Annotated in this window: 10 protein-coding genes; 7 read left to right on the forward strand and 3 right to left on the reverse strand. The window is 66.8% G+C overall.

All coding sequences use genetic code 11. From position 1 onward, the window contains the following. Positions 1-323 precede the first annotated feature (323 nt). Positions 324-680: a YkgJ family cysteine cluster protein gene (locus KF707C_RS24925; RefSeq protein ID WP_003457355.1), complete on the forward strand. Its 357-nt coding sequence runs from the start codon at positions 324-326 to the stop codon at positions 678-680. A 192-nt stretch (positions 681-872) separates the two neighbouring features. Here the strand turns inward: KF707C_RS24925 and pobA are convergent, their stop codons facing one another. Then, positions 873-2,060: a 4-hydroxybenzoate 3-monooxygenase gene (gene pobA, locus KF707C_RS24930; RefSeq protein WP_003457356.1), complete on the reverse strand. Its 1,188-nt coding sequence runs from the start codon at positions 2,058-2,060 to the stop codon at positions 873-875. A gap of 194 nt (positions 2,061-2,254) precedes the next feature. On the opposite strand from pobA, the gene KF707C_RS24935 reads away from it, so the two are divergent. Further along, positions 2,255-3,145: a helix-turn-helix domain-containing protein gene (locus tag KF707C_RS24935; RefSeq protein ID WP_003457358.1), complete on the forward strand. Its 891-nt coding sequence runs from the start codon at positions 2,255-2,257 to the stop codon at positions 3,143-3,145. 206 nt (positions 3,146-3,351) lie between these two features. Next, the gene (locus KF707C_RS24940) at positions 3,352-4,272 is read left to right on the forward strand and encodes a SphA family protein (RefSeq protein WP_003457360.1); all 921 of its coding nucleotides are present in this window, start codon (positions 3,352-3,354) and stop codon (positions 4,270-4,272) included. Positions 4,273-4,450: 178 nt separating this feature from the next. Here KF707C_RS24940 and KF707C_RS24945 read toward each other — a convergent pair whose 3' ends face one another. After that, the gene (locus KF707C_RS24945) at positions 4,451-6,277 is read right to left on the reverse strand and encodes a sigma-54-dependent Fis family transcriptional regulator (RefSeq protein ID WP_036994494.1); all 1,827 of its coding nucleotides are present in this window, start codon (positions 6,275-6,277) and stop codon (positions 4,451-4,453) included. Between the two features lie 517 nt (positions 6,278-6,794). On the opposite strand from KF707C_RS24945, the gene pchA reads away from it, so the two are divergent. From pchA to KF707C_RS24965, 4 genes are read left to right on the forward strand one after another with little or no spacing between them, the layout of a single operon-like run. Further along, positions 6,795-8,270 (forward strand): 4-hydroxybenzaldehyde dehydrogenase, encoded by a 1,476-nt coding sequence (gene pchA, locus KF707C_RS24950; protein ID WP_003457363.1) that lies wholly within the window; start codon positions 6,795-6,797, stop codon positions 8,268-8,270. A 49-nt stretch (positions 8,271-8,319) separates the two neighbouring features. Next, positions 8,320-8,655 (forward strand): c-type cytochrome, encoded by a 336-nt coding sequence (locus tag KF707C_RS24955; RefSeq protein ID WP_036994485.1) that lies wholly within the window; start codon positions 8,320-8,322, stop codon positions 8,653-8,655. A gap of 10 nt (positions 8,656-8,665) precedes the next feature. After that, complete coding sequence (locus tag KF707C_RS24960) at positions 8,666-9,349, forward strand: hypothetical protein (protein ID WP_003457367.1); 684 nt, start codon at positions 8,666-8,668, stop codon at positions 9,347-9,349. A gap of 11 nt (positions 9,350-9,360) precedes the next feature. Further along, entirely contained in the window at positions 9,361-10,929 is a 1,569-nt protein-coding gene (locus tag KF707C_RS24965) for an FAD-binding oxidoreductase (RefSeq protein WP_003457371.1), read from the forward strand. On the opposite strand, the gene KF707C_RS24970 is transcribed toward KF707C_RS24965, so the two are convergent. Continuing rightward, on the reverse strand, positions 10,821-11,981 hold the full coding sequence (locus KF707C_RS24970) for an SEL1-like repeat protein (RefSeq protein ID WP_231992292.1): 1,161 nt from the start codon (positions 11,979-11,981) through the stop codon (positions 10,821-10,823). The two genes, KF707C_RS24965 and KF707C_RS24970, sit on opposite strands and share 109 nt — an antisense overlap. Positions 11,982-12,028 lie beyond the last annotated feature (47 nt).

A 12,028-nucleotide genomic window follows, 5' to 3' on the forward strand; every position in this document is an offset into this window, starting at 1 on the left:
CATGACTGCCCTGCAGCCACCCGACTCTACTGAGCGTTCAGTTCGGCGTAACGATGGAAGCGTCCTCCACATGCTCCCCACCGCCATGTAAGGCTTGATGCACAAACCGCGCGGCCTCGGAATCAACGTGTGAAAATCCACCGCCTACAGGCCAGGCCGACCGGAGACTCCGTCATGCCAGAACAGATCGATTCGCCGACCCACCGAGTGCGGCCGCGCCATGAGCGTTGCCCCCGGGGCCTCGCGATCACGCCCAGGACGCGGCTCGATGCACCGGACCGCCTTGCAGGAATGCCGGGCGACGGCGCAGGGCGGTCAGCCCGGTGAGCTGCACGAACTTTCGAAAGATCGACCAGTTGCGCCGCCAGATCCCATCGTTCGCCTGCGTGCCGGGCTGCCACGATTGCTGCGGGCCGGTGACGGCGTCATCCGAGGAACTGTCGCGACTGCCGGTGAAAAGCGATGCCGAGCACGACGCCGCGCTGGCGCACTGGAACTGTGTGCACCTGGGTGAGCACGGGTGCGAAGCCTACGACCAGCGTCCGCTGATCTGCCGGCTGTTCGGGACGACCCCGAGCCTGCCCTGCCCCCACGGACGCGGACCGGAGACCCCGACGGAGGCGCATGTCGAGCGCCAGGTCCATCAGCTGATCGCCAGCACCCGCCAGGTGCTGGTCTAGCCGGCGGCGGATGGAGAAGTCCGGACCATTTCGCCCTCGAAACGCAAAGCCCCTGAAGCACGGGGCCCAGGGGCTTCTGGAGGCATCAGCAGGGCCACCGGGCCCGCCTGGTCTCAACCGCTGCTTCGGAGCCGGCACCTCGTCCAGCCCTGATTCGACCGCACGGGTGACGTCCGCCAGGGAGCGGCGCGGTTATTCCACGTCTTCGTAGGGCAGGCCCACGTAGTTCTCGGCGATGTTCACCAGGCCCGCGTGGGAACCGAGGAAGTACTCGCGGTCGGCCTGCTGCATCTTCTGGTCCCAGGCGTCCTTGTGGCCGTCGAAGTCGTGCAGCAGGTTGGTCATGAACCAGCTGAAGCGCTCGCCTTTCCACACCCGGCGCAGGGCCAGTTCGGAGTATTTCTCCAGCAGGTCGGTACGGCCTTCGCGGTACACCTTCACCAGGATGCGGTAGAGGTAGCAGACGTCGGAAGCCGCCAGGTTCAGGCCCTTGGCGCCGGTGGGCGGCACGATGTGGGCGGCGTCACCCACCAGGAACAGATGGCCGTACTGCATGGGCTCGACCACGAAGCTGCGCAGGGGCGCGATGCTCTTCTCCAGGGACGGGCCGGTCACCAGCTTGTCCGCCACGTCCTCGGGCAGGCGCGCCTTCAGCTCGTTCCAGAAGCGCTCGTCGGACCAGTCCTCCACCTTGTCGGTCAGCGGCACCTGCAAGTAGTAGCGGCTGCGGGTGAGGGAACGCTGGCTGCACAGGGAGAAGCCGCGCTCGTGGTGGGCGTAGATGAGTTCCTCATGCACCGGCGGGGTGTCGGAGAGCAGGCCCAACCAGCCGAAGGGATAGACGCGCTCGTACTCGGTCAGCACGCCTTCCGGGATGCTCTTGCGCGACACGCCGTGGAAGCCGTCGCAGCCGGCGATGTAGTCGCAGTCGACGCGCACCCGCTCGCCGTCCTTCTCGAAGGTCACGTAGGGGCGCTCGCCCTTGAGTTCATGCAGCTCCACGTTGCTGGCGGAGTAGACGATGGGGGCGCCGCTGGCGGCCCGGGCGTCCATCAGGTCGCGGGTGACTTCGGTCTGGCCGTAGACCATCACGCTCTTGCCACCGGTCAGCTCGGTGAGGTGGACCGGCACCCGCTTGCCATCGAACACCAGCTCGACGCCGTGGTGTACCAGGCCCTCGGCGTCCATGCGCTCGCTCACGCCCGCCTCGCGGAGCATGTCCACGGTGCCCTGTTCCAGCACGCCGGCGCGGATGCGGCCGAGCACGTACTCAGGGCTCTGGCGCTCGACGATGAGGGTGTCGATACCCGCCTTGTGCAGCAATTGACCGAGCAGCAGGCCGGAAGGACCGGCACCGATAATGGCAACCTGGGTTTTCATTGTTCTTGTCTCTCATGGTGCGTCGCGACCTTGTGGCTGGCAGCGGTCGCGAACGGGTGGGTTTGGACTCCCCTGCATTTTTGCTGACGGAAATCGAAAAAGAAGGTGATATCCACACCAGTAATTGCACTTTTGAAAACAACGTCCGATTATCGATCAACTCCTGACCATCCCCATACGCACCCGGCCAACCCATGACGACCCGCATCCCAGGCGTTCCCGTATTCAAGCTCTATGGCGAAAACCAGGCCTGGCCGACCCCGGACCTGCTGCACTGCGAATCCATCCCCAAGCGCAGCAGCCTGCACCACTGGGAGATCAAGCCCCACAGCCACGCCGACCTGTTCCAGCTGCTCTACGTGCAGCGCGGACAGGCGGTGGTGGAGGTGGAGGGCCGGCGCAGCGAAATCACCGAACCCTCGATCCAGGTGACGCCGCCGCTGTGCGTCCACGGCTTCCAGTTCTCCGAGAACATCGAGGGCTTCGTCCTCACCCTCGGCGCGCCCCTGGTGGAGCGCCTGGAGGAGCGGCTGGGCGCCCCCCTGGCGGTGCTGGCCTCCTCCGGCTGCTACCCGGTGGGGCGCGACCGCCGCTACATCAACACCCTGTTCGCCGCGCTGCTGCAGGAGTACGAGGGCAGCGCCGCCTCACGCGACCTGGTGCTGGACTCCCTGGTCAATGTGCTGATGGTCTGGATCACCCGGCGCAGCCAGCAGAACACGCCCCCCAGCGGCCGCGACGAGCGCAATCGCCAGTTGCTGGGGCGCTTCATCAAGCTGGTGGAACGGCACTACCGCGAGCACCTCACGGTGGAAGCCTTCGCCCATCGCCTGGACCTCTCCAGCGTCCACCTCAATACCCTGTGCCGCCGGCTGGCCGGCCAGAGCGCGCTGCAGATCATCCACCAGCGCCTGCTGCTGGAGGCCCGGCGCAACCTCATCTACACCAACATGACCATCGCCCAGGTCTCGGACCGGCTCGGTTTCAGCGACCCCACCTACTTCTCCCGCTTCTTCCGCCGCTTGAGCGGCCAGTCGCCCAACGCCTTCCGTCGCGAGAACGGCCAGGGGAAAGAGGAACGCTAGCGTCGAGATTTCTCCAGCCTGCGGAATTTTCTTAACAGCTTGCCGCCGCGTGGTCGGCAGGGCGTGATCGATACCGACAAATGAACGCGATCATGCGCGCATCATCGCCAAAAACCATGAAACAACCGCTGGCATGCAAATTGTTTAGGGCAGCCCCAGCCACGGCCGGACCGTGAGCGCCTCCAACAACAACAAGGCTGTCCACCATGAACAAGAACGTCCTTTGCACCTCCTTGCTTGCCTGCACCGCCAGCCTGATGCTCGGCACCACCGCCTCCGCCACCGAGGGCGGCCTGTCCTCCTGGCCCATGGGCATCGAGATCTACGGCATGGGCATCCTGCCGCCGCCCGGCACCTACGGGCAGGTGTTCGTCGGCAACTACCTGGCCGACTCCCTGCGCGATGACGCAGGCAGGAAGGCCGCCGATATCGACCTGCGCGCCACCACCATCGTCCCGCGCTTCGTCTGGGTGACCGAGCAGCAGGTGCTCGGCGGCAACCTCGGCTTCCACGCCCTGCTGCCCCTGAACGACATCCGCCTGAACGTCAAGAACGGCCCCCACGACCACAAGCGCGGCATCGGCGACGCCCACCTCGGCCCGGTCATCGGCTTCCACCACAGCGAGAAGCTGCACAGCGCGGTGGGCATCGACTTCGTGCTGCCCACCGGCAGCTACGACAGGGACGACCTGGTCAACCTCGGCAACAACACCTACACGGTGCAGGCGGTGTATGCGCTGACCTACACCGACCCTGCCGGCTTCAACGCCGACGTGCGCCTGATGCACGACTACAACTTCGAGAACCGCGACACCCACTACCAGTCCGGCCGCGAATTGCACGCCGACTACACCCTCGGCTGGGGCCTGGGCAACGGCTGGGTGGTCGGCGTGGGCGGGCACGCCTACCAACAGATCAGCGACGACAAGTGCAGCGCGTCCAACTGCGCCTCCGCCGCCCTGGTGGACGCCAACGACGGCAACCGAGGCCGCAGCTTCTCCATCGGCCCGGCCGTGCAGTACACCGGCGAGGGCTGGTTCCTCAGCGCCAAGTGGCAGGACGAAAGCGGCGTGCGCAACCGCGCGGAAGGCCAGACCTACTGGCTGAAGTTCACCATGCCGCTCTGAACGGAGCCGATCATCCGGGCAAGGCCCCGCAGCCGTAGGAGGGGTTGAGGCACGAAACCCATGCGACCCGTGGTTGATGGGTTTCGCTTCGCTCTACCGCATCCTACGAGAGGGATGAGCCCCGGATGGGCTGAGGGACGAAATCCATGCGGGCCGTGGTTGATGGGTTTCGCTGCGCTCACTCGCCCTTGAGCCGGTAGCTGATCTGCGCCCGGCTCATGCCCAGCATCTGCGCGGCGGCGGTGAGGTTGCCGCCGCTGCGCTCCAGCGCCAGTTGCACCAGGCGCTGCTCGATCTCTTTCAGGGAGGTGCCGAGCACCCGCTCGCGGCCACTGAGAAACGCCTGAAGATTGGCGAGCTCCGGTTCGATCCCCACCTCCTGCGTGGTGCTTGTCGCGGCCGTCTGCGGCTTCTCGGACAGCCCATCCAGCTTTCCTTCGGCCGTCAGGCCGATACCGCAGGAACGCAGCGGTTCCCCGGCCTCGGCCAGGTGCACCAGGTCCATCAGCTCACCGTCGCCGGCGGCGATCACGCCCCGCTCGATGAGGTTCTGCAACTCGCGGATGTTCCCCGGGAAGCGGTAGGTGAGCAGGGCGTTCACCAGCCGGGTGCTGAAGCCCAGGGGCTTGCGTCCGTGACGGGCACTGAACTTGCGCAGGAAGTAGCTCATCAGCAGCGGGATATCCTCGCGGCGCTCCCGCAGCGGCGGCAGGTGGATGGGGAAGACGTTCAGCCGGTACAGCAGGTCCTCGCGAAAGCGCCCGGCCTCCACTTCCCGGCGCAGGTCGAGGTTGGTCGCGGCGATCACCCGCACATCCACGGGGATCGGCGTCGTGCCGCCCACCCGCTCGATCTCGCCCTCCTGCAGCACCCGCAGGATCTTGCTCTGGGCGCTGAGGCTCAGGGTGGCGATTTCATCGAGGAACAGGGTGCCGCCCCTGGCCCGTTCGAAGCGCCCGGGCCGGGAGCGGTCGGCGCCGGTGAAGGCGCCACGCTCCACGCCGAACAGTTCCGCCTCCAGCAGCGTCTCCGGCAGGGCCGCGCAGTTCAGCGCCACCAGGGGCGTGCCGGCACGCGGGCTGGCCTGGTGCAGGGAGCGGGCGAAGAGTTCCTTGCCCACCCCGGATTCGCCGGTCAGCAGCACCGTGGCCTGGGTCGGCGCCACGCGGTAGAGCTGCTGGCTGGCGGCGACGAAGGCGGCGGAAATGCCCACCATGGCCCGGTCATCGGCGGGCTCCGGCAGTTCGGCCATGCGGGTTTCCTCATCCGAGCCATAGGTGCTGCGACTGAGGAAATCCAGGGCATCCAGATGGGCCAGGTCGAGGTCGATATCGTCCCATTGCTCGGCCGGCTTGCCGACGATGCGGCAGGCCGAATGCCCCATGCAACGGCACTCCTGCTCGCGGAACACCACCAGCCGCCCCAGCAGGGACGAGGCGTAGCCGCTGGCGTAGCCCACCTCCATCCAGCAGCCCGGCTCGCTGCCCAGCCCGTAGGCGGCGATGTGCTCGTCCGCTTCCAGGGAGTTGTGCCAGAAGAACTCCGAGTAGAAGTGCCCGACGCTGGAGTCGATGTCGAAGCGCACCACCTCCACGTTCACCATGCCCTCCAGCATGTGCAGGCGCGGGCCGGCGCTGTAGAGGCTGGCGTGATCGCCCTCGGGCCAGTGCGCGCTGACCTGGGCGGCGTCCCGCGCGCCGGCCTGCCAGCCGATGCGGGTCAGCAGGCCTCGGGCCTTGTCCAGCCCCAGGGCCTCCACCAGCTCGCGGCGGATGGCGCCGAAGGCCGCCCCCTGCAACAGCATCATGCGCTGGCCGCAGAGCCAGATATTGCCGTCCTGGGGGGCGAAGGCGACGGTTTCGGCCAACTGCTCGGCGGACGGCAGGCCACTGCTGCCGAACTGGTTGGCACGGTCGACGATCAGGCGCTTCTGTCGGCCAAGCAACTGCTTGAGGAAATCATCCCCCATGGCGCGGCCGGGATTGCTCGGGGATTTGCGAGTCATGGTCATGGACGGGAGGCAGGAAAGGAGTTTTTCAGTATGCCCGCCTCGAAAGTCCGGTCAATTGCCCGGCTCGTCCGCTGAATCGGCGACCACTCGATAACCGCACAGTCTCCGGCAACCGAGGCGAGGAAGATTCGCCGACACGCAGACTTCTCTGCAGAAATTTCCGCGCAACCCCCTGCCAACGCCGCCCAAGGCCCCTCCACGCGCCGGCAAACGATCAATACAAGCCTTTGTTTTAAAAGAAAAAACCAGAAACACAGGAAGCTGGCACGGTAGTTGTTTAGGGCTCAACTGCGTGCATCGCCCACAACAACAACGCAGGTTACGGCCCATGAACATTCTTCCCCTGCCCAGCGCCTTTCATCACCCGCCGGCACCGCCGCTTCGTTGTTGACCCCCATTCCGCCCGCCCGGAGCTGACGCCCGCCATCGCGCCCGCGTCCTCGCACGCCCCTGGAAAACCGCGCGTGGTCGCCGCCAGCCGGCGAACCCTGGAACCAACAAGAGAGACCCCATGAACAGCATCCGCCCTGCCTACCAGAACCTCGACCTGCAACCCCTCGCCGGGCAATGGCGCGCCGGGAGCACCGGCCGCCCCCTCGAGGTGGTCGACCCCTTCACCGAAGCGCCGCTGCTGCGCATCGCCCTGGCCAGCCGCGAGGACCTCGATGAGGCCTACCGCAAGGCCCGCGACAGCCAGCGGGAGTGGGCGGCCAAGGCCCCGGCGGAGCGCGCCCGGGTGCTGCTGGAGGCGGTGAAGATCTTCGACGAGCGCCGTGAGGAGATCATCGACTGGATCATCCGCGAATCCGGCAGCACCCGTATCAAGGCCCAGATCGAATGGGGCGCCGCGCGGGCGATCACCCTGGAATCGGCGAGCCTGCCGAACCGCGTCCACGGCCGCATCATCGGCTCCAACATTCCCGGCAAGGAAAGCCGCGTCTACCGCGTGCCCCTGGGCGTGATCGGCGTCATCAGCCCGTGGAACTTCCCGCTCCATCTCACCGCCCGCTCCCTGGCGCCGGCCCTGGCGCTGGGCAACGCCGTGGTGGTCAAGCCCGCCAGCGACACCCCGGTCACCGGCGGCCTGCTGCTGGCGCGCATCTTCGAGGAAGCCGGCCTGCCCGCCGGGGTACTCAGCGTGGTGGTGGGTTCCGGCGCGGAAATCGGCGACGCCTTCGTCGAGCACCCGATCCCGGCGTTCATCTCCTTCACCGGTTCCACCCAGGTGGGACGTGGCATCGGCCGCATCGCCAGCGGCGGCGAGCACCTCAAGCACGTGGCCCTGGAGCTGGGCGGCAACAGCCCCTTCGTGGTCCTGGCCGACGCCGACGTCGAACAGGCGGTCAACGCCGCCGTGGTGGGCAAGTTCCTCCACCAGGGCCAGATCTGCATGGCGGTCAACCGCATCATCGTCGAGGCGCCGCTGCTGGAGGCTTTTACCCGCCGCTTCGTCGAGCGCGTCAAGGCCCTGCCCTATGGCGATCCAAGCAGGCCCGAGACTGTGGTCGGCCCGGTGATCAACGCCCGGCAACTGGCCGGCCTCAAGGAGAAGGTCGCCACCGCCCTGGCCGAAGGCGCCACCCTGCTGGCGGGCGGCGAGGCCCAGGGCAACGTCCTGCCGCCCCACGTCTTCGGCAACGTCACCGCCGATATGGAAATCGCCCGCGAAGAGATCTTCGGCCCGCTGGTGGGCATCCAGTCCGCCCGCGACGCCGAGCACGCCCTGGAACTGGCCAACCAGAGCGAGTACGGCCTTTCCAGCGCCGTGTTCACCGGCAGCCTGGAGCGCGGCGTGCAGTTCGCCCGGCGCATCCACGCCGGCATGACCCACGTGAACGACATCCCGGTCAACGACGAACCCAACGCCCCCTTCGGCGGCGAGAAGAACTCCGGCCTCGGCCGATTCAACGGCGACTGGGCCATCGAGGAGTTCACCACCGACCACTGGATCACCCTGCAACACAGCCCGCGGCCCTATCCGTTCTGAGACGGCCGCCCCGAAACCCGCACCCCACCAATAAGAAACGGAGCCTGAAATGCCTTCACTCCTCAACAGCCGAGCTGTGAAATCGCGCCTGGCCGCCTGCCTTGCCCTGCCCCTCGCGCTGCTCGCCGGCCAGGCCTTCGCCGATGGCGACGGCGTCTGGAAGAGCGGCGAGAACGTCTACCAGAAGGTCTGCGGCCACTGCCACGAAACCAACATCGGCCCCAACCTCAAGGGCCGTCAGTTGCCGCCGCAGTACAGCATCGCGGTGGTCCGCAACGGCTTCCGCGCCATGCCCGCCTTCCCGGCCTCCTTCATCGACGACAAGGCCCTGGGCCAGGTCGCCGACTACATCGCCAAGTCCGCCGCCCCGGCGGCCAAGCCCTGAGGTGCCCGGCATGAACATCGAACGTCGATCCCTGCTCAAGGGCCTGGCCCTGGGCGGTATTGCCGGCGCGGCCATGGGCGCGTCCAGCCTGTCTCTCGGCAAGGCCATCCTGGGTGGCCGGGCCCAGGCGTTGCCGACCCTGGTACTGGTCAAGGGCGACGCCGGCGCCGCCTTCCTCGAAGGCGTCCGCCACAGCCCGATGGCACGCCACGCCGATGCCCTGCACAGCGACCTCGGCCTGGACTTCATCCTGGCCCTGCAGCGGCGCCTGGACAGCGGCCAGCCGCAACGCATCATCGGCCTGGTGGACGACGCCAGCGCCGCGCTGGTCCTCGACCTGGCCCGCAGCAGCGGCGCACGGATCCACTGGCTCGGCCAGCACAGCGTCGGCGCCGCCGGCTCCCGCCACCAGGTACTCAGCGCCGAGCGCGCCCACGCCTGCGCCCTGCAACTGGGCCGGCAACTGCAGGCCTGCGGCGGCGGTTTCGACCTGACCGCCCAGCGCCAGCAGGGCCAGCGTTCCCTGAACCTGGCCGCCGCGCCGCGCGGGGGCGACGCCAGCGCCCAGTGGGCCGCCACCCTCGGCCACAGCCTGGCCGGGCTCGGCGGCACCGACATCGCCCCAGCGCCCCGGATCGCCCAACGCCACCCGGCCCTGGCGGGCCATTTCGTTTCGTTCTCGATCGAGGCTTGAAGGAGCTGAACATGACCGAGCAAACCCCAAGCACCCTGCTTCCCCGTGGCGTCGACCACGCCAACTTCCAGCAAGCCCTGGCCAAGTTCCGCGCGCTGTTGGGCGAGGACAACGTCCTGGTCAGGGACGATCAGCTGATCCCCTACAACAAGATCATGATGGCCGTGGACAATGCCGAACACGCGCCCTCCGCCGCCGTCACCGCCACCAGCGTGGAGCAGGTCCAGGGCGTGGTGAAGATCTGCAACGAGCACGGCATCCCGGTGTGGACCATCTCCACCGGCCGCAACTTCGGCTACGGCTCGGCGGCCCCCGGCCAGCGCGGCCAGGTCATCCTCGACCTGAAGAAGATGAACAGGATCCTCCACGTCGATCCGGAACTCTGCACCGCCCTGGTGGAGCCGGGCGTCACCTACGGCCAGCTGTACGACTACATCCAGGAAAACAACCTGCCGCTGATGCTGTCCTTTTCCGCGCCCTCGGCCATCGCCGGTCCCCTGGGCAACACCATGGACCGTGGCGTGGGCTACACCCCCTATGGCGAACACTTCCTCATGCAGTGCGGCATGGAAGTGGTGCTGGCCAACGGCGACATCTACCGCACCGGCATGGGCGGCGTGAAAGGCGACAACGCCTGGCAGGTCTTCAAATGGGGCTACGGCCCGACCCTGGACGGGATGTTCACCCAGGCCAACTACGGCATCTGCACCAAGATGGGCTTCTGGCTGATGCCCAAGCCGCCGGTGTTCAAGCCCTTCGAGATCAAGTTCGAGAACGAGTCCGACATCGCCGAGATCGTCGAATTCATCCGCCCGCTGCGCATCGCCCAGGTGATCCCCAACTCTGTGGTCATCGCCGGCGTGCTCTGGGAAGCCTCCACCTGCAACACCCGCCGCAGCGACTACACCACCGAGCCCGGCGCCACCCCGGACGCCATCCTCAAGCAGATCCAGAAGGACAAGAACCTCGGCGCCTGGAACGTCTACGCCGCCCTCTACGGCACCCAGGAGCAGGTGGACGTGAACTGGAAGATCGTCACCGGCGCCCTCAAGCAACTGGGCAAGGGCAAGATCGTCACCCAGGAGGAGGCCGGCGATACCCAGCCCTTCAAGTACCGCGCCCAGCTCATGTCCGGCGTGCCCAACCTGCAGGAGTTCGGCCTCTACAACTGGCGTGGGGGCGGCGGCTCCATGTGGTTCGCGCCGGTCAGCCAGGCCCGGGGCAGCGAGTGCGAGAAGCAGCAGGCGCTGGCCAAGAAGGTCCTCAACAAGCACGGCCTGGACTACGTCGGCGAATTCATCGTCGGCTGGCGCGACATGCACCACGTGATCGATGTGCTCTACGACCGCACCAACCCCGAGGAAACCCAGCGCGCCAACGCCTGCTTCGCCGAACTGCTGGACGTGTTCGAGCAGCACGGCTACGCCGTGTACCGCGTCAACACCGCCTTCCAGGAGCGGGTGGCGCAGAGCTACGGCACGGTCAAGCGCAAGGTGGAGCACGCCATCAAGCGCGCCCTGGACCCGAACAACATCCTCGCGCCCGGCAAGTCCGGCATCGACCTCGCCAACACCTTCTGACCCCAAGCAAGGCCCCGCCGGACACGCGCCGGCGGGGCCTTCTCATGTGCAGGAAAACCGTTGAACGAGCCTCGGTTCCGGGGCTCATCCAGGTTGGAGAAGTGAGGGGACTCCGGCGTTGGGCGGCCGGTGGCGGGATCGAGGTGTTCGTCCCTGGCCAGTTGGTGGATCAGCGCCTCGCTGGGCTTGGGCGGCGGGATATTGGCCTTGCGTTCCTCCAGCCACTGGAGCTTGCCGTCCCAGGGCGGCAGCTCGGCGGGGGGCAGCGGGAGGATATCGTTGATCTCGGGGACTTTGGGCGAGGCGTAGGAGTAGTCCGCAAGGATGCTCCAGATCGCTTTGTAGCGTTCGGCGCGTTCGAGGTCTTTCTCTTGGTTCAGGTAGTAGAGTGTGTCCGTCGGAGGCGGCCCCTCAAATGCTTTCCACAAGCGCCCTGCTGAGCTTTCATCACCTGCTGCGACACCCAATTGAAAGACTTCCACTGCCTCTTGATAGCTATGTGCTACGGACAGATGAACGCCAAGTGCTCTAGCCGCTTCCCCATTCCCCTGCTCCGCCGCACAGCGCCGCATCTGCCGGGCAATATCCGGGGCGATATCGATCGGCGCCAACTTGTCCGCCACCAAGGCCTGGGCCAGTGCGCTGCCCTCGTCGGCGGCCTTGCGGTAATAACGCAGGGCCATTTCAGGGTCTTCCCTCAAGCCAGCAGAGCCACGTTGCAGGAATAGACCAACGAAGTAGTAGCCACTGGCGACGCCGGCATCCATCAGTTCCTGGCTCAGACGCAAGCGCTCCTCGCCGCGCACTTTGAAGTGGCCACGAAAGGCGCCATTGATCAGGTTGATGCTGGCCTTGTAGTGCTGGTGTTCGGCGGCGATGCGGTAGAGGCGTTCGACCTCGGCATCCACCGCCGGGTCTTCCTTGAGCTGGTTGTTCTTCTGCAGCCAGCGGGCGTACTTGAACAGCAGGTCGCTGTCGGCCGAGGCCTCGGGGATGCGCTCATGACGGCAGGTGAAGGCCAGGTTGGCGCGAATCTGGGAGATCGGGTCCACGGCAGTGTCCTTTTTCAGTTTGAGTCCATGGCCGCCGCAGGCGGCCA

Source organism: Pseudomonas furukawaii (genome assembly GCF_002355475.1).
In the GTDB taxonomy this organism is placed as follows: domain Bacteria; phylum Pseudomonadota; class Gammaproteobacteria; order Pseudomonadales; family Pseudomonadaceae; genus Metapseudomonas; species Metapseudomonas furukawaii.